Origin of the sequence: Acinetobacter sp. AHP123, from assembly GCF_023757925.1 — a bacterium.
Lineage (GTDB): Bacteria > Pseudomonadota > Gammaproteobacteria > Pseudomonadales > Moraxellaceae > Acinetobacter > Acinetobacter oleivorans.
This window is the reverse complement of sequence record NZ_CP092454.1, coordinates 2,777,269-2,799,508: the sequence shown is the minus strand read 5'-3', so window position 1 is coordinate 2,799,508 and position 22,240 is coordinate 2,777,269. Positions and strand designations below refer to the sequence as shown.

Annotated in this window: 22 protein-coding genes and 1 other RNA gene; 9 read left to right on the top strand and 14 right to left on the bottom strand. The window is 37.8% G+C overall.

What is annotated here, in order from left to right; translation table 11 throughout:
- Window positions 1-70: 70 nt before the first annotated feature.
- Window positions 71-1,117, top strand: a complete 1,047-nt coding sequence (gene recA / locus MJX77_RS13335; RefSeq protein ID WP_004791877.1) for a recombinase RecA — start codon at window positions 71-73, stop codon at window positions 1,115-1,117.
- Window positions 1,118-1,176: 59 nt separating this feature from the next.
- On the top strand, window positions 1,177-1,659 hold the full coding sequence (locus tag MJX77_RS13330) for a regulatory protein RecX (protein ID WP_252059328.1): 483 nt from the start codon (window positions 1,177-1,179) through the stop codon (window positions 1,657-1,659).
- A gap of 14 nt (window positions 1,660-1,673) precedes the next feature.
- On the opposite strand, the gene ffs is transcribed toward MJX77_RS13330, so the two are convergent.
- An RNA gene (ffs, locus tag MJX77_RS13325) (signal recognition particle sRNA small type) lies at window positions 1,674-1,770 on the bottom strand.
- 313 nt (window positions 1,771-2,083) lie between these two features.
- Here ffs and MJX77_RS13320 point away from each other — a divergent pair.
- The gene (locus MJX77_RS13320) at window positions 2,084-2,947 is read left to right on the top strand and encodes a YbgF trimerization domain-containing protein (RefSeq protein ID WP_107880831.1); all 864 of its coding nucleotides are present in this window, start codon (window positions 2,084-2,086) and stop codon (window positions 2,945-2,947) included.
- Window positions 2,948-3,009: 62 nt separating this feature from the next.
- Here MJX77_RS13320 and lpxA read toward each other — a convergent pair whose 3' ends face one another.
- The 12 genes from lpxA to rimO form a co-directional block, all read right to left on the bottom strand.
- Entirely contained in the window at window positions 3,010-3,798 is a 789-nt protein-coding gene (gene lpxA / locus MJX77_RS13315) for an acyl-ACP--UDP-N-acetylglucosamine O-acyltransferase (RefSeq protein ID WP_003652175.1), read from the bottom strand.
- Complete coding sequence (gene fabZ / locus MJX77_RS13310; protein WP_003652176.1) at window positions 3,795-4,280, bottom strand: 3-hydroxyacyl-ACP dehydratase FabZ; 486 nt, start codon at window positions 4,278-4,280, stop codon at window positions 3,795-3,797. Before fabZ ends, lpxA begins: the two co-directional genes overlap by 4 nt.
- Before the next feature lie 6 nt (window positions 4,281-4,286).
- Window positions 4,287-5,357 (bottom strand): UDP-3-O-(3-hydroxymyristoyl)glucosamine N-acyltransferase, encoded by a 1,071-nt coding sequence (lpxD, locus tag MJX77_RS13305; protein WP_049836884.1) that lies wholly within the window; start codon window positions 5,355-5,357, stop codon window positions 4,287-4,289.
- A 4-nt stretch (window positions 5,358-5,361) separates the two neighbouring features.
- Window positions 5,362-5,862 carry an OmpH/Skp family outer membrane protein gene (locus tag MJX77_RS13300; protein WP_004643108.1) on the bottom strand — a complete coding sequence of 167 codons (501 nt, stop codon included), beginning with the start codon at window positions 5,860-5,862 and terminating at the stop codon, window positions 5,362-5,364.
- Between the two features lie 40 nt (window positions 5,863-5,902).
- Window positions 5,903-8,449, bottom strand: coding sequence for an outer membrane protein assembly factor BamA (gene bamA / locus MJX77_RS13295; protein ID WP_252059327.1), 2,547 nt, complete (start codon window positions 8,447-8,449; stop codon window positions 5,903-5,905).
- Window positions 8,450-8,485: 36 nt separating this feature from the next.
- Window positions 8,486-9,841 (bottom strand): RIP metalloprotease RseP, encoded by a 1,356-nt coding sequence (gene rseP / locus MJX77_RS13290; protein ID WP_192834467.1) that lies wholly within the window; start codon window positions 9,839-9,841, stop codon window positions 8,486-8,488.
- Window position 9,842: 1 nt separating this feature from the next.
- Entirely contained in the window at window positions 9,843-11,039 is a 1,197-nt protein-coding gene (ispC, locus tag MJX77_RS13285; RefSeq protein WP_252059326.1) for a 1-deoxy-D-xylulose-5-phosphate reductoisomerase, read from the bottom strand.
- A complete protein-coding gene (locus tag MJX77_RS13280) occupies window positions 11,040-11,864 on the bottom strand; it encodes a phosphatidate cytidylyltransferase (RefSeq protein WP_004791856.1) in 825 nt (274 codons plus the stop codon).
- Window positions 11,864-12,616: a polyprenyl diphosphate synthase gene (gene uppS, locus MJX77_RS13275; protein WP_004791854.1), complete on the bottom strand. Its 753-nt coding sequence runs from the start codon at window positions 12,614-12,616 to the stop codon at window positions 11,864-11,866. Before uppS ends, MJX77_RS13280 begins: the two co-directional genes overlap by 1 nt.
- Window positions 12,617-12,621: 5 nt before the next feature.
- A complete protein-coding gene (gene frr / locus MJX77_RS13270) occupies window positions 12,622-13,176 on the bottom strand; it encodes a ribosome recycling factor (RefSeq protein ID WP_004791853.1) in 555 nt (184 codons plus the stop codon).
- Between the two features lie 85 nt (window positions 13,177-13,261).
- Window positions 13,262-13,990: a UMP kinase gene (gene pyrH / locus MJX77_RS13265; protein WP_004791851.1), complete on the bottom strand. Its 729-nt coding sequence runs from the start codon at window positions 13,988-13,990 to the stop codon at window positions 13,262-13,264.
- 50 nt (window positions 13,991-14,040) lie between these two features.
- Window positions 14,041-15,384, bottom strand: a complete 1,344-nt coding sequence (rimO, locus tag MJX77_RS13260) for a 30S ribosomal protein S12 methylthiotransferase RimO (protein ID WP_004791849.1) — start codon at window positions 15,382-15,384, stop codon at window positions 14,041-14,043.
- A 342-nt stretch (window positions 15,385-15,726) separates the two neighbouring features.
- Between rimO and glnL the strand changes: the two genes are divergently transcribed.
- From glnL to MJX77_RS13230, 5 genes are all read left to right on the top strand, one after another.
- The gene (glnL, locus tag MJX77_RS13250; RefSeq protein ID WP_004791847.1) at window positions 15,727-16,836 is read left to right on the top strand and encodes a nitrogen regulation protein NR(II); all 1,110 of its coding nucleotides are present in this window, start codon (window positions 15,727-15,729) and stop codon (window positions 16,834-16,836) included.
- Window positions 16,823-18,316 (top strand): nitrogen regulation protein NR(I), encoded by a 1,494-nt coding sequence (gene glnG / locus MJX77_RS13245; RefSeq protein WP_004791845.1) that lies wholly within the window; start codon window positions 16,823-16,825, stop codon window positions 18,314-18,316. Before glnL ends, glnG begins: the two co-directional genes overlap by 14 nt.
- Window positions 18,317-18,582: 266 nt before the next feature.
- Window positions 18,583-19,236 carry a TetR/AcrR family transcriptional regulator gene (locus MJX77_RS13240; protein WP_252059325.1) on the top strand — a complete coding sequence of 218 codons (654 nt, stop codon included), beginning with the start codon at window positions 18,583-18,585 and terminating at the stop codon, window positions 19,234-19,236.
- Window positions 19,237-19,348: 112 nt separating this feature from the next.
- Window positions 19,349-20,266, top strand: coding sequence for an ornithine carbamoyltransferase (gene argF / locus MJX77_RS13235; protein WP_005306284.1), 918 nt, complete (start codon window positions 19,349-19,351; stop codon window positions 20,264-20,266).
- Window positions 20,267-20,459: 193 nt separating this feature from the next.
- Complete coding sequence (locus MJX77_RS13230; protein ID WP_004791839.1) at window positions 20,460-20,984, top strand: protein tyrosine phosphatase family protein; 525 nt, start codon at window positions 20,460-20,462, stop codon at window positions 20,982-20,984.
- Here the strand turns inward: MJX77_RS13230 and ispF are convergent.
- A complete protein-coding gene (gene ispF / locus MJX77_RS13225; protein ID WP_198307781.1) occupies window positions 20,972-21,463 on the bottom strand; it encodes a 2-C-methyl-D-erythritol 2,4-cyclodiphosphate synthase in 492 nt (163 codons plus the stop codon). The two genes, MJX77_RS13230 and ispF, sit on opposite strands and share 13 nt — an antisense overlap.
- Before the next feature lie 99 nt (window positions 21,464-21,562).
- On the opposite strand from ispF, the gene MJX77_RS13220 reads away from it, so the two are divergent.
- Window positions 21,563-22,207: an A1S_1983 family putative colistin resistance protein gene (locus MJX77_RS13220; protein ID WP_013197483.1), complete on the top strand. Its 645-nt coding sequence runs from the start codon at window positions 21,563-21,565 to the stop codon at window positions 22,205-22,207.
- The last annotated feature ends 33 nt before the right edge of the window (window positions 22,208-22,240 follow it).

Below are 22,240 nucleotides of genomic sequence, written 5' to 3'. Positions count from 1 at the left end.
GAAACAAGTTGAGATTCAATGCATCCACTTGGGTTAAACGTGATGAACATAGAGTATTGAGGTTTTTGAGATGGATGAGAATAAAAGCAAAGCATTACAAGCCGCGCTAAGTCAAATTGAGAAACAATTTGGCAAAAATACGGTGATGCGTCTCGGTGACAACACTGTTCAAGCTGTTGAAGCTGTATCTACAGGCTCTTTGACTTTAGATATTGCATTGGGGATTGGCGGTTTACCAAAAGGTCGTATTGTAGAGATTTATGGTCCAGAATCTTCTGGTAAAACCACAATGACTCTACAAGCAATTGCACAATGTCAAAAAACTGGTGGTACTTGTGCCTTTATCGATGCAGAGCACGCATTAGATCCACAATATGCACGTAAGCTTGGTGTAGACATTGATAACCTGCTTGTATCGCAACCTGATAACGGTGAACAAGCACTCGAAATTGCAGATATGCTAGTCCGTTCTGGTGCAATTGACTTAATCGTTGTCGACTCAGTCGCTGCACTTACTCCTAAAGCAGAAATTGAAGGTGAGATGGGTGACTCTCATATGGGCTTACAAGCTCGTCTAATGAGTCAGGCACTTCGTAAAATTACAGGTAATGCTAAACGTTCAAACTGTATGGTTATCTTCATTAACCAGATCCGTATGAAGATTGGGGTAATGTTTGGTAGTCCAGAAACTACAACTGGTGGTAACGCATTGAAGTTCTACGCTTCTGTACGTTTAGATATCCGCCGTATTGGCCAAGTAAAAGAAGGCGATGAAATCGTCGGCTCTGAAACCCGAGTTAAAGTGGTTAAAAACAAAATGGCTCCTCCTTTCAGAGAGGCTATTTTCCAAATCCTATATGGTAAAGGCACAAACCAGTTAGGCGAACTTGTAGATTTAGCTGTACAACAAGATATCGTACAAAAAGCAGGCGCTTGGTATTCATATCAAGGTAATAAAATTGGTCAAGGTAAGAACAATGTTATTCGCCACTTTGAAGAAAACCCTCAAATGGCTGGGGAAATTGAACGTAACATCCGTGAACAGTTATTAACAACTGGTACTAATACTGCTCAAGTTGAAGATGAAGAAGAAGTTGATCTTCTACTAGAATCTTAATTAGTCATGAGCCTTAAAACGCCCTTCGGGGCGTTTTTTTACAAGGGAACCCTAATACTATGTTCAAAAGAACTGAAGAACAGTCTCAACAAAGAGCTTTGCTTACAGGTCAACGTTTACGCTCTTATGCTTTTGCTTTATTGACTCGTCGAGATTACTCCAAAGCAGAGCTTACTGAAAAATTAACTCGTTATGCACAAAATCCTGAAGAAGTTAAGCGACTTGTTGAAGAATTATCTGAACAAAACTATCAAAGTGATCAACGCGTTGCCGAATTAACATTAGCTAGCCAGATTCGTAAAGGCAAAGGTCCAAAACGTATTAAGCAAGCTTTAAAAACAAAACAAATCGAAAATGATTTAATTGCTGATGAAATTTATAATATTGATTGGGTAGAACAGGCTTATCAACTGAAAGTGAAGAAATTCGGTGAAGAAGTAGAAAAAGATCCTAAACTTAAAGCAAAACAGATGAGGTTTTTACAATATAGAGGATTTGATTTAGATGTAATTATGAAGGCAATCCAACGGAGAGTGGATTAAAAGAATGGTGGCAGCCCCACTAGCAAAACTTCGGCACATCATAGATCTGCTACCGTTGCTACCTTCCGGTCCTGGCGGGGTTCACAGAGTACAATTGCGAAGCCACCAGCGGGGCTACCATTGCAAAACAGAGTATAGAGATTTTTAAAATAGTTGCAAGCCTTCTTCACAGTTTTAAGCAAGTTTATGTTTCAATTGATTAATTCATCAGCAAAAAGCCTGAAATTCCTATACTTCTCTCCCCTATATTCTTTCTTGTATCTAATTTTGGATAAAATATGCTTGAAGATTGTAAACTATTCTTGCATTTATATTGTTAGCTGTTTTAATTGCATTGACCAATTAAAATCTTAGATAGTTAAGTGAATAGTTTATATATTCCTTTTTTAAGTTGGCTTTTACATAAAATTATGGACCTATACTCATGCGATTAATGAAGCATTCTTTCTTATTTATTGCCTTAATGAGCACTACCTCTCTCTATGCCAACATTCCAATTGAGTCTCGCGGTTTAAGCCAAAGCGGTGGTAGCGCAACTAATACTTCTTCCAATAATGTTTCGGTACCTAGTAATTTAAACTGGGAATTAATGCAAAAAAATCAACAATTAGAAAATGATATACGTACCCTGCGTGGGCAATTAGAAGAACAATCAAATGATATTGAACAATTGAAAAAAGATCTATCTAATCGCTACACAGACCTTGATCAACGCCTAGAACTCCTTAATCAGAAAGTTGATCCTGAAAGTGCACAATCAGATAATCCAGCGAACAGTGATACTCCTGCTACGGCAAGCACAGAAACTCCTGCAGTTGAAAATAAAGTAGTGAATGCTGCTCCAACAAGCACCCCATCCACTACTCCCCCCCCCCAACCAGAAGCCTCACAACCACCTTCACAAAACCAATCAAACCCTATAGAGCTTGAAAAGGCAGCTTACACTGTTGCTTTAGATGCCTATAAACAAGGTGGCGCAAAAAAAGCTATTGCTCCAATGCAGAACTTTATCAAAAATCATCCTAATAGCGTCTATACAGGGAATGCATATTTTTGGTTAGCTGAGTTTAATTTAGCAACTGATCCGGTGAATTATAATGAAGCTAAAAAGAACTACAATGTAGTAGCAACTCGATATCCAAATTCGAGCAAAGCTCCTCGCGCCCTTTATCAGCTCTATAGCATTGCTAAAGATGTCGATAAAAATACAGCTTCAGCAAACCAATATAAAACTAAAATTTTAAGTCAGTATCCAAAATCTGAAGAAGCCAAATTTTTTAATAAATAATAATTTTAAGAAAAAAAAAAGACACTGCATTTTGCAGTGTCTTTTTTTTTTAATATATTTTCTTAACGCACAATACCACGTTCTGACTGTTCAACAGAGTCAATTAGTAATTGAGCTTCAGGAACATTCGGAAGAATATCATTTTTAATCTGCTCAACAGCTTGAACAGAAGTAAGACCTGATTTAAAAATTAATTTATAAGCCTCTCTGAGACCTTGAATTGTATTCTTAGACCAACCCTTTCTACGCATTCCTTCGATATTAATACCGAATGCATGAGCTGGATTACCAGAAGCCATAACGTAAGCTGGCACATCTTTTAAAATTAGTGATGCTCCACCCACCATACTGTAAGAATCAATTTTACAGAATTGATGAATGCCAGAATTACCACCAATAATGATGTGATCACCTATGTGTACGTGCCCAGCAACCCCAACGTTATTCGCGAAGATATTGTGATCACCGACAATACAATCATGTGCAATATGTGTATTAACCATCAATAGGTTATGACTTCCTATTTTAGTTAAAGCATTATCTTGCACAGTTCCTCTATGTAAACTGCAATGTTCACGAATTAAATTATGATCACCAATCTCTAACCAAGTTTCTTCACCTTGATATTTCAAATCTTGGCAAACCTCACCAACACTTGCGAACTGGAAAATCTCATTATTTTGACCAATTTTGGTAAAACCACCCACTACTACATGAGAATGAAGTTTAGTACCCGCACCAATCGTCACATTTGGACCGATAACGCAATATGGTCCTATCTGGACATCTGGAGCAATCACTGCAGATGGATCAATAATGGCCGTAGAATGAATTAAGTCGTGATTGCTCATGCCTGCTCTGTTTTTTGGTGTGAAATCATAATTTCAGCGGTTGTTGCTACAATACCATCCACGGTAGCCGTACAATTATATTTGTAGATACCGCGTTTTTGCATTACTAATTCAGATTTTAATACAAGTTGGTCACCAGCAACTACTTGTTTTTTAAATCTAACTCTTTCCGCACCAGCAAAAAGGAATAAAGAACCAGGTTTTGGCGTTTCATTGTTCATAATAAACCCTAGAACACCTGAAACTTGAGCTAATGCTTCAACAATTAGAACACCAGGCATAATTGGATATTCTGGGAAATGTCCTTGTAGGAACTCTTCATTGATAGAAACATTTTTATAACCAACAATACTATTGTCAGTAACTTCAGTCACACGATCAACCAATAAGAAAGGATAACGATGCGGCAAATATTGACGAATCGTTTGAATCTGCATTGGTAATTCAGGGATGGCAAATTTAGGTGTAGTTGACTCGGTCATAATATTCTATTTACGCAAATTAAAGGTTGATTCAAGAGACTCTATTTGAGCTTGTATATGATCAAGTCGTTTAGTGATTTGGGTCAATGGCACATCTGCTAATTGTCGCAAGCGTACAATTGTCTTTTTCCAATGGCTATTTTCAAATAATCCAATTCCCGAAGAGTAAGTACCAGGTTCAGAAATATTTTTTGTGACCATTGACATTCCGGTCAAAGTCACATTATCGGTAATAGAAAGGTGGCCTGATACACCGCAAGCCCCAGCTAGAATACAGTTTTTGCCAATTTTAACACTACCAGCAATTCCGCATTTAGCAGCGATAGCTGTATTTGAACCAATATGAACGTTATGCGCGATTTGCACAAGGTTATCAATAATTACCCCATCTTCCAAAATGGTGTTGTCGAGTGCACCTCGATCAATACTACAATTTGAACCAATGCGAACATCATTACCAATAACAACTGAACCCAATTGAGCAATACGATGCCACTTTCCTTGATATGGCGCAAAGCCGAAACCTTCACTACCAATTACAGTGCTTGCATGAACTCTCACACGATCAAATAATTTAGATCCACCAGTAATAGTGACATGAGCATCAATAAAACAATCTTTTCCAACTTCCACATTATCATCCAGTCGAGTATGGGACTGAATAATTGTGTTATCACCAACCACACAATTTTCGCCAATAACGACGTAATGACCAATATATGCTGTTTCAGAAATGATCGCAGAAGGATGAATTTGAGCAGTACTTTCTATACCCACCGATGTGATTTTTTTATCGAAAACATGTGTAAGTATGGCAAATGCTAAATATGGATTATCAACAATAATAAAATTTTGTTTGTCAGGAAGCTGTTCTTTAATAAGGCTTGTAACAATGTACGCACCCGCACGGCTAGCCTTTGCTTGATCAATATACTTTTCGCCATTCACGAAAGCAATTTGATGAGTTTCAGCATTTTCTAAACTTGCTAAGTTTATAAATTGAAGACTACCCGTACCTACTAGCTCACCATTTACTAGGTGAGCTAGTTCATCTAAACGATAATGTTGCACTTTCATTAATTTATTTCATTGAATTAACCTTTTGTATCATTTTATCAGTTAAATCATATTTAGCGTCATAGGCAACAGTTGAATTTTTATTCAAAATGAAGTCAAGATTATTTTCTTTTCGTAATTGTTCAGCTGCTTGCTTCACACGAGTTTCAAAAGTTGAGTTCATTCCTTGCAAACTAGTTTGAACTTTAGACTGCAAACCTTGTTGAGTAGAATTAAATTCATTGAGTTTTGTTTGATATTGCGCCTGAAGCTTTTTGATATCATCTTCTTTCATTTTTTGCCCTTGCGTTTGGGCTTGACGTTGAAGACCTTCTAATTCTTTACCTAATTGCTCAAGACGAGTTGTGGTTGGCTTAACTGATTGATTTAAACTTGCGTTTTGTTGTTTCAAATAAGCACTGCTTTCAACAACTTTAGCAAGATCAATGACACCATAACCAGCAGCATTAGTCATGGCAGAAACTGTCAAACCTAGTCCTAACATTAATATATTTAATTTTTTCATTTAAATTTGTGTCCTTATTGCATGTTTAGTCAAGCCGTACTTAGAAAGTACGACCGATTTCAAACTGGATCTCTTTAGTTTCATCACCAGGCTTATCATTTAGAGGGAATGCATAGCTAAGAGATAGGGGTCCGATCATGGTGATCCATGTGAAGCCAACACCTACGCTATAACGCATATTACCTAAGTCGAAGCCATAGTTATCTTCACAATATTTTCTAACATCATCAATTTGCTGACCATTAATCATCATGCCTTTATTTCCGTAGGCAGTATTATTAATATCACATTTAGTATCAAAAACTTGACCGCCCTCAGCAAATAAAACTGGACGCACTTGACGGGTCCAGTCACCTTTGAATGGTAATGGTAAAGCGAGCTCTGTACCAAACTGAACTAAAGCATTACCACCCACTTCTTCTGGTGAAGGATCATTAGTTTTTGTTTCTTGTAAATTTACGCTTGCGTATTTAGGTCCAAGTGTACTGTTATCATATCCTCGAACTGAGCCATAACCACCCGCATAGAAGTTTTTATAGAATGGTAAATCATTACCATAACCAAGCTTACCATAACCACGAAGTACGAATCCTGATTTACCAATTGGTAAGAATGCCTGAGTATCATAAGTTAATTTTTGATAATCCACATCACTACCAGGTAAACCAATTTCTAGACCAACACGATGAGACATACCTGAAGTTGGGAAAATTGGTCTATTCAAGGTGTTATATGACCAACCTAAGTTCAAGTTATAAGTAAAGAATTCACTTTCGAAAGCACTATTATAGGGTTTAAATCCACCTTCACATGTACCAGGTATTGGTATTTGCGTGCCAGGATTTGCGGGATCCTCTTCAGTCTCCGTCTTACCACTTTCACACCAAGTCGACGTACCAGTTGGTTTACCACCATTTGCTAATAAGTAATCACGGACATAAGTAGAGACATAAGGACCTGTCGTTACTTTAGTATTATCAATACCGACAGACGCGCTTAAACTTTGGTTTTCATCAATTGGGTAACCAAAACTCAAACTACCACCAAAACTATCGGTAACGTAGTTATTAACGTTATAGTCCTCATTTAGCTTCGTTTTACGGTAGTAAACATTATAACCTCGGCTTACCCCATCAATTGTAAAGTAAGGGTCGGTAACACTTAAGTTATAGTAATCTTGAGTTTCAGAACGAGATAAATCGATCGCAACACGGTTACCTGTTCCCATAAAGTTAGTTTGACTCAAACCTGCCTGGAATGTGATACCACCACTTTGTGAGTAACCTACCGCTAATGTTGTAGTTCCCGAGTGTTGTTCTTCAACATTTACGTTTAAATCCACCTGATCTGGTGAGTTTGGAATACGAGCTGGTTTAATATCAACAGTTTTGAAGAATCCTGTACGCTCTAAACGAACCTTAGACAAATCAATTTTTTCATTACTCGCTAAAGCGCCTTCCATTTGACGCATTTCACGACGTAATACTTCATCGGCAGTTTTACTGTTACCTGTAAAATTAATACGACGTACAGTAACTTGCTGACCTGGATTTACATAGTAATTTAAGTCAACAACACCTGTATCGTTATTAATTTGTGGAACAATATTCACATCTGCAAAGTAATAACCAGCATTACCGTATTTACGCAATAACAATTGCTTAACAGCATTTACTTTTTCTTGAGAATAGGTATCGCCATCTTTATAGATTTTTAAAGCTTGTAACTCTTCAGGTTTATAAAGTGCATCACCTAAAAACTTGGTTTGCCCAAATTTAAATTGACTGCCTTCCTCTACAGCAACTTCAATAAAGATGTTCTTCTTATCTTCACTAATATTAAGCTGTGAGTTATTAATATGAAAATTGATATAACCTTTATTCAGATACATCGCACGCAAAGCTTCAAGGCTCGCCGCCATTTTCTCTCTAGCATAACGGTCATTCCGAGTTACGATTGAAGCCCAACCGCTTTCTTTAACTGCGAAAGCTTGCTTAATCTCACTGTCTTTAAAAACTGTATTACCAATAATATTGATATTAAAAACTTTAGCCGCTGTACCTTCATTAAAATTTAATTTAAGTTCAACACGGTTATTTGGACGAGCTATCGTATCAACAGTTACATCAGCATCATAACGGCCTTGCTGGGTATATTGCTGCTCTAATTCAGTTTCAATTGTTTGTAAAGCTGACTTCTTAAAAACCTCGCCTTCAGCAATGCCCATTTTTTTGAGGCCTTGCTCTAAAGCCTCTTTAGGAATAAGTTTATTACCCTTAAATTCAAGTTTTGAAATAATTGGGCGCTCTACGACATTGAAAACTAAAGTATCGTTGTCTCTTGATGCTTTAATATCGTCAAAAAGTCCAGTGGCATACAATGTTCGAATTGCTTCTGCGATCATCGGTTCATTAACGCGATCGCCACTGTTGATTGGCAACATGGTAGAAACATTTGCAGGAGTAAGACGGACCAAACCATCTACACGAATATCTCGAACGACGAAATCATCAGCTGCATATGCTTGTTGTACCGCTGCCATAGCGCTAACAAGTGCCAAAGGCATTAAAAAATGTGTGTGCCGCATGCCAGTTTTTCCAGTAAGTTATAAATCCATATACGTTTACAAACGCATAAAATCGTTAAATAAAGCTAAAAGCATCATACTACCGAGCAGTACCATACCAATTTTTAGACCAAACATTTGTATTTGTTCAGAAACAGGCTTACCACGAATAGCCTCAATAATGTAATAAACGAGATGCCCACCATCTAGCATTGGAATTGGCAATAAATTTAAAATTCCAAGACTTACACTCATTAAAGCCATAAATGAGATAAAAGTCTGCCATCCCATTTCTGCACTTTGTCCCGCTACTTTCGCGATTGTAATTGGTCCAGAAAGATTCTCTAAACCAATTAAACCCTTAACCATTTTTACAATCGAACTCAATATCATGCTAGAGATTTGACCAGTTTTATCTAATGACATCTCTAAAGCTTGTATTGGAGTATATTGAATTGTTTGCTTATATTCGTCAGGAATTGTAATTTTTCCCGCATCACTTTTCACACCCAAAACACCACTCACTTGCCCCATGTTATCTCGTTTCCCTTGAGGCATAACTTGCAAATGGATTAATTGACTATTACGCAACACATCAATATTGAGTAATTTTTCTGGAGAATGTTGTACGACCTCGACAACATCAAACCAGTCTTTCATTGCTTGACCATTAATTGAAACAATACGATCACCTACTTTCATTCCTTGACGAATTGCAGCTCCATCTTGAGTCAATTCAGTAACAACAGCAGGAATAACAGGACGATATGGTAAAAAACCTAACACATCTAAAGCTGATTCATTCTGGTTTTTTAAGAAGTCTTTAATTGGTAAAACAATATTTTTTTCAGTACCTGCACGGTCTACATCAACATTTACACTACCAGTTTCGCCTACACGATCAATTAAAGCAAAGTTAAGTTTTTCCCAAGTTTGTGTTTCTTTTCCATCAACAGCAATAATCTTGTCACCGACTTGCATTTGTGCAGTTGCTGCTGGTGAGTTTGGTATAACTTTACCGACTCTAGTGTTCAGTTGTTCTTGTGCAGGTAAAAATAAGATCCAGAAAAGTAAGACAGCAAAAATAAGATTAATTAATGGACCAGCTGCAACAATTGCTATACGTTTCCATGGCTTTTGGCGGTTAAATGCATAAGGTAAATCTTGCTCTGCAACATTACCTTCACGCTCATCAAGCATTTTTACATAGCCGCCCAATGGTAAAGCTGAAAGTTGATATTTAATGCCAGATTTTTTTGATGTCCACTTGAGTAATGTAGGCCCAAAACCAATGGAATACACTAAAACTTTAACACCTAGTTTTCGTGCCACCCAATAATGACCAAACTCATGAATTGCAATTAAAGGACCAAGTAAAAGAGCCGCTGCTGCAATCATAAATAATGCACTCATTTCAGCCTCCTATACTTGATATATATTGCTGTGCTACATGTCGTGCTATTTCATCTTTAGCTAAAATACACTCAATATTTTCAGCAACTGAATTTTCCAATTTTTGCAAAGTATGCTCTACCACTTGTGGGATATTTGTAAATCCAATCTGTTCCTTTAAAAATGCAGCAACAGCAACTTCATTTGCAGCATTTAAAATAGTAGGTGCCAAACCTCCCGTACGCATTGCCTGACGAGCCAAATCAAGTGCTGGAAATTTCTGAATATCTGGCGCTTGGAAATTAAGCTGAGAATATTCAAACAAATCTAAAGCAGGAACACTCGTCTGTAAACGCTCAGGCCATGCTAAAGCATGTGCAATTGGCGTACACATATCTGGATTACCCATTTGCGCCAATGTTGAACCATCCACATATTGCACCATAGAATGAATAATACTTTGTGGATGAACAACAACTGTAACAAAATGTTCAGATATTGAAAACAAATGACATGCCTCGATCAACTCCAACCCTTTATTCATAAGAGTAGCTGAGTCAACTGAGATTTTCTGTCCCATAGACCAGTTGGGATGCTTACAAGCCTGTGCAGGAGTAACTTTTTCTAATTGTTCTAACGAATGGTTTAAAAATGGTCCACCTGAAGCGGTCAATAAGATTCTTGATACACCCTGTTGCGGTTGTCCATTTCTTTCAGCTTCTAAATAGTTATGAGGCAATGACTGAAAAATAGCGTTGTGTTCTGAATCTACCGGTAATAATAATGCCTGATGATCACGTGCTGCTTGCATCATGATTTCACCAGACATGACCAAAGCTTCTTTATTAGCAAGCAATACGCGTTTACCAGCTTTCACAGCAGCTAGAGTTGGCAACAAGCCTGCAGCACCAACTATTGCAGCCATAACAATATCAACATCTGGATGTGAAGCAATGCTTATCAGGCCTTCCTCACCAACCAAAATTTCAATATTTTGTAATTTATTATATGCAAATACAGCTGTTAATTCGGCAACTTTCTGCTCAGGAACGACCACAACTTTTGGTTGGAAATGTTTGCAAATTTCAACCAACTCAGAAATTCGACTATGAGCTGAAACTGCAAACACTGAATACTTATCAGGATGTTGATTTAAAATTTTTAAGGTACTTTGACCAATGGAACCGGTTACACCTAATATGCAAACAGATTGTGTCATCTATAAATCTACACCAATAAGTTTTAATATATACATTCCCGTTGCAAAAATCGGGGCTGCTGCAAGTAAAGAATCAATACGATCTAACACACCACCATGACCTGGTAAAACACGACCAGAATCTTTAATACCGGCACGACGTTTAATCATTGATTCAAATAAGTCACCTAAAACTGAACCAAATACCGTAATTAACGACAATATAAGAAACAGAATTTGCTGAATTAAAGTTAAATTTAGATAATGATATTGCACAACCACCATTATTACTACGGTCGTAATAATACCACCATACAAACCTTCCACTGATTTATTAGGGCTTACAGTCGGAGCTAATTTTCTTTTTCCAAATTTACGACCAACAAAGTAAGCACCACTATCCGCACCCCAAACGAGTAAGAACAGATACATTAACCACCATGGCGAACTTTGCCATACTACAAAAATTGATGTTACCGCAGCGCAGACTAAAATTATGCCAATTACATACAAGGTTGCGTTATACCAGCCATCAAATTCAGGAAATGACTTAACCCAATATACACTGACAATCCAAGTCAAAATTGAAGCAGACCACAAAAGTAATGCAATATCGTGGAAAAATAGGGCGACACCTGAAACAAATGCAACAAGCAGACCGTAACACCAAGCTTTAGGTTTTACAGCATTTGCAGTTTCGCGAGGCATTAACTTATACCACTCATACCCCGCTACCCCTGCTGCAACAATCATAAGAACCAACATTGGATAATGTGATTGCGTAGCAAACATACAGCCTAAAACAACTGCAACAAGTACCAATGCGGTAACAATCCGCTCTAACATTATAAATTCTCTATTTTCTCTTGCTGAATTTGTTCAGATGTTTTGCCAAAACGACGTTCACGCCCTGAAAAAACATTCAATGCATGATCGAACTCTTTTACTGTAAATTCTGGCCATAAAGCTTCGGTAAAATACAGTTCCGCATAAGCTGCTTGCCACAACAAGAAATTAGATATGCGATAATCTCCGCCTGTGCGGATTAGCAAGTCCACAGCCGGCAGATCGTTTAGACTGACATATTTTTCGAACAAATCAACATTTATTTGATCAGCACTAAATTCACCACGGGAAACGGCCTCTGCAACCTGTTTTGCTGCATTAGCAATGTCCCACATCCCACCATAGCTTATTGCAATGGTTAAGGTCATAGTGTCATGGTGTGCTGTCTGTTGCTCTGCATCTTCCATTAAGGCAACTAAGTGTGAGGATAATCGAGAACGATCACCGATAAAACGCAAAGCAATATTAAATTTCTTCATGCGAGGTATTTGCTCATGAATACTTTCTTCCAGAAGCTTCATGAGCAGATCGACTTCATACTGCGGTCGATTCCAATTTTCACTTGAAAATGCAAAAACAGTTAAAGCACGAATACCAGTTTTTTTACAATGTTCAACGATAGGATCAAGAACATTTTTACCTTCCCGATGCCCATCACCTTTTTGCATTTGATTTTTTTTAGCAAAGCGGTTGTTGCCATCCATAATGATGGCAACATGCTTGGGAAGATGATACTCTTCAGAATCGGTCATAAAAATTAGACCTTCATCAATTCTGCTTCTTTCGCTGCAAGACGTTTATCTACTTCTGCAACATATTTGTCAGTAATTTTCTGAATATCATCACCTGCACGGCGCTCATCATCTTCAGAAATTTCTTTTTCCTTCAATAATGCTTTGATATCACCTAATACATCACGACGAATATTACGAATCGCAACTTTTGCATTTTCAGCTTCATTACGCGCAACTTTTTGCATATCACGACGTGTTTCTTCAGTTAATGCTGGTAAAGGTACACGAATTGCATCTGCTGTAATCGGGTTTAAACCAAGATCACTTTCACGGATCGCCTTATCAATAGCTGAAACCATTGTACGCTCAAATGGCTGAACAATAAGTGTACGAGAGTCTTCAATACCCACGTTTGCTACTTGATTTAATGGCACATCAGAACCGTAGTAAGGAACCATCACACCATTTAAGATTGATGGGTGTGCACGGCCGGTACGAACTTTAGCAAACCCGAGTTCTAAAGACTCTAGAGTTTTTAACATACGCTGTTCGCTGTCTTTTTTCAGATCGTTAATCATATGATCTACCTTACTTATTTATTCAAAGATATATTTAACAAATTTAATTTAGCGCTAGTATAAAGAGCTTTCGGTAACACGTACATTACTTAGTAACGCGCGTTCCTTCTTTTTCACCCATTACTACTGACAATAACGCACCTGATTTATTCATATCAAAAACTTGCAATGGCACATTATGGTCGCGACACAAACAAATAGCAGTCAAATCCATAACACCAAGCTTTTCATCTAACACTTGATCAAAAGTTAAATGATCGTATTTAACAGCATCATCATATTTACTTGGATCTTTATTATAAACCCCATCAACTTTAGTCGCTTTTAAAATCAAATTCGCTTCAATTTCAATACCACGTAGACATGCTGCTGTATCCGTTGTGAAAAATGGATTTCCTGTACCCGCAACGAAAACACAAACTTCACCTTGACTCAAATGACGAATCGCATCACGACTTGAATAAGACTCTACCACTGTACCAATTGGTAATGCAGACATAAGACGAGTTCTGATATTACGACGAACTAGAGCATCACGCATAGCTAAGCCATTCATCACAGTTGCAAGCATACCCATTTGATCGCCTGTTACACGACCAACCAAGCCATCTTTTTGCAACTGACTACCACGGTATAAATTACCGCCACCCACAACGATACCCACTTGCACCCCCAAACCAACCAAATGCGCAATTGAAAGTGACATATGATCTAAAACTTGGGCATCAATACCCATATCTTTATTACCTGACAATGCCTCACCAGATAATTTTAATAGAATACGTGAATAACGTGGGCTAATTGTTTCCGCCATGACTTTGCTCCAAAACCTCTTAAACTGAATGCTCTTTAAATATATTTCGATTAAACCGATTTAATTTTAATTAACTTTGCAAATAAATCGTATTCATCTGCATCGGTAATTTCGACTTCCAATATATCGCCCGGTTGAATAGTGCTCTTATCGATATCTTCTACAAACACATTACCGTCAATTTCCGGAGCATCGGCATAAGAACGTGCAACGGCAACAGGATATTCGTCTTCTAAACCATCGACTAATACAGTCATCGTTTGACCAATACGTTTTTGTAATTTGGCAGCAGATATTTGCTGCTGTACTTGCATAAAGCGCTCGTAACGCTCTTGCTTAATTTCTTCTGGCACATGATCTGGTAAATCATTTGCCGTAGCGCCTTCTACTGGTGAATAGGTAAAGCAGCCTACGCGATCAAGTTGAGCTTCAACTAACCAATCTAACAAAATCTGGAAGTCTTCTTCAGTTTCGCCTGGAAAACCAACCACAAAAGTAGAACGGATCACAAGGTCCGGACACTTTTCACGCCATAACTTAATTTTTTCTAGTGTATTTTCACTATGTGCCGGACGCTTCATTAATTTAAGAACGCGTGGGCTTGCATGTTGGAAAGGAATATCAAGATATGGCAAGATTTTACCTTGAGCCATCAAATCGATAACTGCATCAACATGTGGATATGGGTATACATAGTGTAGACGCACCCAGATGCCCAATTGGCCTAGTGCTTCACACATGTCGAAGAATTTTGTCTTAACCGGTTGACCATTCCAGAAGTCAAGTTTGTACTTGGTGTCTACGCCATAAGCCGATGTATCTTGAGAAATAACCAAGATTTCTTTAACACCCGCTCTTTTAAGTGCCGCAGCTTCTTCTAATACACTACCAACTGGACGAGAAACCAAGTCACCACGCATACTTGGGATAATACAGAAGGTACAACGATGGTTACATCCTTCAGATATTTTTAAATAGGCATAATGCTTTGGTGTTAAGCGAATTCCCTGTTCAGGAACCAAATCAATAAACGGATTATGTTTAGGTGGTGCTGGTACATATTCATGTACAGCTTCCATTACATCTTGATAAGCTGCCGCACCAGTAACCTTTAAAACGTTCGGATGCATTTGACGAATTTTATCTTCGTCTTTACCTAAGCATCCTGTAACGATTACTCGACCATTTTCACTCATGGCCTCGCCAATTGCATCTAGCGACTCTTGTACCGCAGATTCAATAAAACCACAGGTATTAACAACTACTAAATCAGCACCATCATAATCTGATGCAACTTGATAACCTTCAGTCTTTAACTGAGTTAAAATTCGTTCAGAATCTACCAATGCCTTAGGACAACCTAAAGAAACAAAACCGACTTTGGGGGTCTTCATGAATCTGCGCTCCACTTGAATGCGCGTATTGTATGTCTTTTCTTGTCTCAAGCATAGGTGGAAAGCCTACTCTTTGTGTAATGCACCAAAATACAACCAACATTTGCACCAAAACTCACCTTTGCACCAATTTAGATCATGTTATTATCTAGACTAAAGCTATTTGTTTTGATCAAAAGATATAAAGAACGATTTCAGCGCGTTTTTAAGTACCTTAAAACTTTAAAATAACCCATAAACAAAGTTGGCGTATATTTTGCATCGTTCATGTTCTATAACGGTGAAAATCCGATAACCAATGAAGATGCCATTGCGCTATTTTAAGACAGGAACGATTCGCTAATGGATCAACACAACCCTATCGACTATCGCCTATTGGTAGACAATTTAACTACTGCGATTTTATTAATCGATAGTAACTTGAATATTTTTTATTTAAATTCAGCCTGCGAAGCACTATTTGACATTAGTTTGCTCCGCGCTTCAGGACAGCCTGTTTTAAATTTACTTCATGCGCCAGATGATACTTTTAATACACATGAAGCTTTATTAAACACCATAAAAACCGGACAACCTTATACGCGTCGAGAAGCTGTCATTAATGTCAACTTTAAAGACCTTCACGTTGATTACACAGTCTCTCAATTAAATGCCGGTAAAAGTTATCATCCATTATTGTTGATTGAGCTCAACCCAATTGACCGCATGTTAAAGATTTCAAAGGAAGAAAATCTTGTTCAACAACATCAGGTCGCTAGGCAGCTCGTGCGTGGCGTTGCACATGAAATTAAAAACCCACTTGCAGGTATTCGGGGAGCAACCCAGCTACTCGCTCGCAGTTTAAATGATAAGACTTATGCTGAATTCACGGATGTCATCATTAATGAAGTGGATCGTTTAACTAACTTGGCTGACACCATGTTAGGTTCCAGACAATTACCAAGCTATGAAAATGTTAACGTACACGAACCTTTAGAACGAGTACGCTCTCTCATTGCAAACCAGACAAAGAAAAAAATTAAAATTATACGTGACTATGATTTGTCTTTACCTGATGTGAATGCCGATCGTGATCAGTTAATCCAAGTCATGCTCAACATTAGTGTAAATGCAATTCAGGCCATAACAGAGAATAAAGCATTCTTTATAGATCATGAACCAGAGCTAATTCTACGTACTCGCATACAACGACTTGTCACAATTAATGGTGTGCTGAATCGATCTACCGTGCGGGTTGATATTGAAGACAATGGGCCAGGTATACCTGAGAGTATTTTAGAGTCCGTATTTTACCCACTGGTTACTGGACGAGCAAAAGGTACTGGGCTTGGCCTGAGTATTGCACAGAATATTATGCATCAACATAACGGAATGATTGAATGCCAATCTGTTCCTGGAAAAACTATTTTTAGCTTATATTTACCTTGGGAGTCAGACCGTGTCGCGAAATAAAATATGGGTTATTGATGATGATCGCGCCATGCGATGGGTATTGGAAAAGACTTTTAAAGAAGAAGGCTTTGACGTTACCAATTTTGAAGAAGCTCAAACTGCGCTTGAACGTTTGCATCATGATGCTCCCGATGTCATCTTAACTGACATTCGAATGCCTGGAATTGATGGTTTAACTTTTTTATCTAAAGTCAAAAACACTCATCCGGATTTACCTGTCATTATTATGACAGCACATTCTGATTTAGAGTCTGCGGTATCAAGTTATCAAACAGGTGCATTTGAGTATTTACCAAAACCTTTTGATATTGATGAAGCTTTAGCTTTAGTCAATCGTGCAATTCTGCATATCAATAAACTACAACAACAAGAAGCTACAAAAACAGCTTCACCACTTCAATCAACAGAAATTATTGGTGAATCTCCTGCCATGCAAGAGGTTTTCCGCGCTATTGGTCGTTTATCTCAATCTCATATTACTGTTTTAATTAATGGTGAATCTGGTACAGGTAAAGAATTAGTTGCGCATGCTTTACACAAGCATTCACCACGCCGTGCAAAGCCTTTTATTGCCTTAAATATGGCGGCAATTCCAAAAGACTTGATTGAAACTGAGTTATTTGGTCATGAGAAAGGTGCATTTACAGGTGCAAACACTCAACACCAAGGCCGCTTTGAGCAAGCAAATGGTGGAACACTATTCCTTGATGAAATTGGTGACATGCCATTTGAAACACAGACTCGACTACTTCGTGTGCTCGCCGATGGTGAATTTTATCGTGTAGGCGGACATATTCCAGTTAAAGTTGATGTTCGAATTGTGGCAGCAACGCATCAGGATTTAGAAAAACTGGTGAATGAAGGTCGCTTCCGTGAAGACTTATATCACCGCTTAAATGTAATTCGTATTCACATTCCTAAACTCGCTCATCGTAGTGAAGATATACCAATGCTGGCTCAGCATTTTCTTGCACGTGCAGGTAAAGAACTTGGCGTGAGTCCAAAAATCTTACGTACTGAAACAACGGACTATATGCAACAGTTACCGTGGCCCGGTAATGTTCGACAACTTGAAAACACGTGTCGCTGGTTAACTGTGATGATCACTGGACGTGAAGTTTATCCAGAAGATTTACCTTCTGAACTTAAACAAGTTCCATTGCAAAAGAATAGTGACTCTGGGCAACCTGCTCCTTCATTTGAACGCATTTCTTTACACCATTGGGATGAGTTACTAAATCAATGGGCAATTCAAAAGCTTAAGAATGGTGAAATGAAGATTTTGGATATTGCCACACCAATGTTTGAACGCACCTTAATTAACGCAGCTTTACAACAAACGCGTGGACGCAAACGTCATGCTGCAGAATTACTAGGTTGGGGCCGCAACACCTTAACTCGCAAGTTAAAAGAACTTGGAATGGATTCTGCTGACGATGATGAAGAAGATGAACATAAGGTTAGCCAAACCGAGGCCTAAAAAAGTGTAGTGCCTAAATCAGAAGCGGCTAAGACATTCTTAGCCGCTTTATTTTTGATTAGATATTTTATTAAATTTAAAATTAAACATCAGGTTACATCATTAAATCATTTCAAAACCAACTCTAAGCTTATATTTTCTATTCTTTTATTTTTTAAAATTTCTACTCACTGTTCAGCAGATGATCTAAAAAAATAGCGATGACCATCCTTAAAGATAGTTTTGCTATACTAAATAAGCAAAGTTAACTGTTGTTATGAAATTTTATGCATGATTCCGTCCTTGACCCACATCATTCAGTATGTGAAAAACCACAAACACGCAGAGGTATAGAACGTCGCCTAGCTCTATTGCTAAGTGCAACCGAGCTGTTTTTGGATAAAGGATATGATGCAGTTTCTCTTGATGACATTGTTAACCATGCTGGAGGTTCAAAAACTTCTATTTATAAATATTTTGGTAATAAAGAAGGCTTGTTTACCGCAATTTGCGACTATAAACGTGAAATGTTTTTTAAGGACGTTTGCATTCCATTTCAACCAGAGAAAAGCACTTTAAGAGAATACTTAATTCAAACGCTCAATCGTGTTTATGCTCACCTCACTCAACCCGAGCATGTTGCGTTTTTACGACTAATTATTGAACAGACCGAGTGTAATAAGGTCCTTATACAATATCTATATGACAAATGGGTACATAATTTACAGAATACACTTACCCAAGCCTTAGAGTTTGCAGATAAATCAGGTGAAATTACATGTCCTTCTCCTTATTATTCTTCACTCATGTATTTTGGGGTATTACGCGATATTGAATGGCGTATGATTATGGGCGTGCCAGCCCTACCAGATGAGCAGGAAGCCACTGATTATATTGAATATTGCGTAGATGTTTTCTTAAAGGGCCATCATAAAGTCTAATTCTTTTGCATTTTAAAATGCTTATAGTATAGTAGACTTCTTTTTTCCCACCTCCACCCAGCCAACAACAGATAATTGTTGTATTTCATAACGATTATTATGGAGTAGCTACATGGCTCTAAGACATTTCCTGACTTTACGTGATCTATCCACTCTAGAACTTAATCGCATTTTAGAACGCGCAAGCGAACTTAAAAAAATGCAGCATGACAATAAGGTATATCAACCTTTTGTTGGTAAAGTATTGGGAATGATTTTTGAGAAATCAAGCACGCGTACACGTATCTCTTTTGAAGCAGGCATTAACCAATTTGGTGGTAGCGCGATTTTCCTATCACCTCGCGACACCCAATTAGGCCGCGGCGAACCGATCGAAGACTCAGCACGTGTAATTTCTAGTATGCTTGATATTGTGATGATTCGTACTTTCGGTCATGACATTGTTGAACGTTTTGCATCGTATTCAAAAGTTCCTGTGATTAACGGTTTGACAGATGACCATCATCCTTGCCAGTTACTTGCAGATTTACAGACTTATAATGAACACCGCGGTAGCATTAAAGGTAAAACCGTTGCTTGGATTGGTGATGGCAATAATATGTGTAACTCATATATTGAAGCTGCACACATGATGGGCTTTAAACTTAAAATTGCATCGCCAAAAGGATATGAGCCTAAACCTGAATTTTTAGCAGAGTTTGGTCATTGTGTTGAAGTTTTTGACAACGCAGAAGATGCTGCTGTAAATGCTGACCTCATTGTGACAGATGTATGGGCAAGCATGGGACAAGAAGAAGAACAGAAGCTTCGTGAAAGAGCTTTTGCTGCTTTTCAAGTCAATGAAAAATTAATGGGACTTGCTCATCCTGAATGTTTATTCATGCACTGCTTACCTGCTCATCGTGGTGAAGAAATTTCTGAAACTATGCTTGATCATAAAAATGCAGTGGTATGGGATGAAGCAGAGAATCGTCTTCATGCTCAAAAAGCTTTAGTAGAATTTTTATTGAATGAAAATCTAAAATCATAATTATTTAGACAAAAAAACAGCATCTTTATGATGCTGTTTTTTTATTTTATAAAACTTGTACTTTTCCAGTTAATTATTTTTAAAGTTTTGATAACGTTGTCGAATATATAAGCAGGCTGTATTTCAACTATTCCCTAGAATCGTGTATAACATTCTACACAATAAGCTAAGCCTACTCTTGTAGAGTGCGATCATGACTACCCTTGAACAATCATTATCTCAAATTCCCGCATTTTCAATTATTCATGAACATTTATTTAGTTCAGCACAGCCTTCTGCTGAACAACTGAAACTAATTAAAGAATATGGTTGTAGTACCGTCATTAATCTCGCTTTAAGTAACGCACCAAATCATATTGAAAATGAAGATCGTATTTGTTTAGACCTCGGTTTAAATTACATCCATATTCCAATTGACTGGGAAACTCCATCTGCTGAACAATGTTTATTGGTCCTCGATCTTATTGATCATTTAGTCCAGAATGAAATTGTCTGGATTCACTGTTCTAAAAATGACCGCTCTAGTTGCCTGATGTATGTCTATAGACAGTTTTATATGAATATGGACATGCCTACTTCTCAAGATTTACTTCATGAAATTTGGGAACCCAATGAAACTTGGACAGGCCTTATTCATAGTATTACCTTACAGCTACAAGGCCGTAAGGCAACTCTTGAACTTCAGCAGTCTTTACAACAAGCCGATCACTTAGTGTGATGAGAGACTAAAACAGTTGCTGTAGCCAAAATACCTTCTTGACGACCGGTAAACCCAAGTTTTTCGGTTGTCGTTGCTTTAATACTGATTTGATTAACATCTACATTTAAAACATCAGCAATACTTTGACGCATTTCCAAATTATATTTAGCTAATTTTGGACGCTCACAAGCCACCGTAATATCCGCATTATTTAACTGATAACCGCGATCTAAGATTAACTGATAAACATGCTTTAATAGTACTCGGCTGTCCGCACCCTTAAATTCTGGGTCAGTGTCAGGAAAATGTTGCCCTATATCTCCAAGTGCCAAAGTACCTAACAAAGCATCACACAAGGCATGGAGTACAACATCGCCATCAGAGTGCGCTTTCAAGCCATGCGTATGTGGAATTTGAATGCCAGCCAATGTAACGAAGTTTCCCTCTTCAAAGGCATGCACATCCATTCCTTGTCCAATGCGAATTTGAGCAACCATATAACTATTACCTTCCATAAAAACTTAAGAAATCTTGTATTCAGCCTTTCTGTTTCGCTATAGTACACCTAGCAAAGTAGACTGAAAGTATAAGCGATCATGCTGTCTAATACTGATATGAATCAATTGAAAAGATTAAGTTTTGCCGTGACACTGAGTTGTTTATGTTCATCTCATGTTTTTGCAGAACCAATAGACTGTTCCAATCGTGGAGCTGAGCTTAAAATCTGTTCAAAAACATTTAGTGAATCGAGAAAGCAACTCAATAATAAATATCTTTCTGCATATTTAGTTACTGATGCTCCCTTACAGCTTTTGCAGGATACACAAAAGTTATGGTCTAAACATACTCAGCAATGTAAGAGTAATTCTTGTTTTCAACAACAGTTTGATTTACGTACTGACGACCTAAATTTTTATGCATCGCTTAAGCAAACGCTTACCCAACATTATCTTAAGTTTGAAAATGGACGTCTAGCAGCACAACCTGTTCACATTCAGGTCCATCAGCTCGCGAAAGATAAAATCAAGATTGAAGGAATAGCATACCGAAATCCAAATAACCGCAAAGAAACTCAAACGATTTCTTTAATGGCCTATAGTTCACCTGAACAAAAAAATGAAATCTTAGATAATGAGCATAATTGCAAATATCAGTTTAATTTCCAAAAAGCTTTACTAAACGTAAAAACCCAGCAAAAAGGCTGTGAGCGTTTTAGCGGAATCTACCGATTATATGATTAGTGCGTTAAATAAAAGCCAGTGTTGAACACTGGC

Coding starts and splice junctions, on each gene's coding strand:
- recA (WP_004791877.1), top strand. CDS start 71: ATGGATGAGAATAAAAGCAAAGCATTACAAGCCGCGCTAAGTCAAATT.
- MJX77_RS13330 (WP_252059328.1), top strand. CDS start 1,177: ATGTTCAAAAGAACTGAAGAACAGTCTCAACAAAGAGCTTTGCTTACA.
- MJX77_RS13320 (WP_107880831.1), top strand. CDS start 2,084: ATGCGATTAATGAAGCATTCTTTCTTATTTATTGCCTTAATGAGCACT.
- lpxA (WP_003652175.1), bottom strand. CDS start 3,798: ATGAGCAATCACGACTTAATTCATTCTACGGCCATTATTGATCCATCT.
- fabZ (WP_003652176.1), bottom strand. CDS start 4,280: ATGACCGAGTCAACTACACCTAAATTTGCCATCCCTGAATTACCAATG.
- lpxD (WP_049836884.1), bottom strand. CDS start 5,357: ATGAAAGTGCAACATTATCGTTTAGATGAACTAGCTCACCTAGTAAAT.
- MJX77_RS13300 (WP_004643108.1), bottom strand. CDS start 5,862: ATGAAAAAATTAAATATATTAATGTTAGGACTAGGTTTGACAGTTTCT.
- bamA (WP_252059327.1), bottom strand. CDS start 8,449: ATGCGGCACACACATTTTTTAATGCCTTTGGCACTTGTTAGCGCTATG.
- rseP (WP_192834467.1), bottom strand. CDS start 9,841: ATGAGTGCATTATTTATGATTGCAGCAGCGGCTCTTTTACTTGGTCCT.
- ispC (WP_252059326.1), bottom strand. CDS start 11,039: ATGACACAATCTGTTTGCATATTAGGTGTAACCGGTTCCATTGGTCAA.
- MJX77_RS13280 (WP_004791856.1), bottom strand. CDS start 11,864: ATGTTAGAGCGGATTGTTACCGCATTGGTACTTGTTGCAGTTGTTTTA.
- uppS (WP_004791854.1), bottom strand. CDS start 12,616: ATGACCGATTCTGAAGAGTATCATCTTCCCAAGCATGTTGCCATCATT.
- frr (WP_004791853.1), bottom strand. CDS start 13,176: ATGATTAACGATCTGAAAAAAGACAGCGAACAGCGTATGTTAAAAACT.
- pyrH (WP_004791851.1), bottom strand. CDS start 13,990: ATGGCGGAAACAATTAGCCCACGTTATTCACGTATTCTATTAAAATTA.
- rimO (WP_004791849.1), bottom strand. CDS start 15,384: ATGAAGACCCCCAAAGTCGGTTTTGTTTCTTTAGGTTGTCCTAAGGCA.
- glnL (WP_004791847.1), top strand. CDS start 15,727: ATGGATCAACACAACCCTATCGACTATCGCCTATTGGTAGACAATTTA.
- MJX77_RS13240 (WP_252059325.1), top strand. CDS start 18,583: ATGCATGATTCCGTCCTTGACCCACATCATTCAGTATGTGAAAAACCA.
- argF (WP_005306284.1), top strand. CDS start 19,349: ATGGCTCTAAGACATTTCCTGACTTTACGTGATCTATCCACTCTAGAA.
- MJX77_RS13230 (WP_004791839.1), top strand. CDS start 20,460: ATGACTACCCTTGAACAATCATTATCTCAAATTCCCGCATTTTCAATT.
- ispF (WP_198307781.1), bottom strand. CDS start 21,463: ATGGTTGCTCAAATTCGCATTGGACAAGGAATGGATGTGCATGCCTTT.
- MJX77_RS13220 (WP_013197483.1), top strand. CDS start 21,563: ATGCTGTCTAATACTGATATGAATCAATTGAAAAGATTAAGTTTTGCC.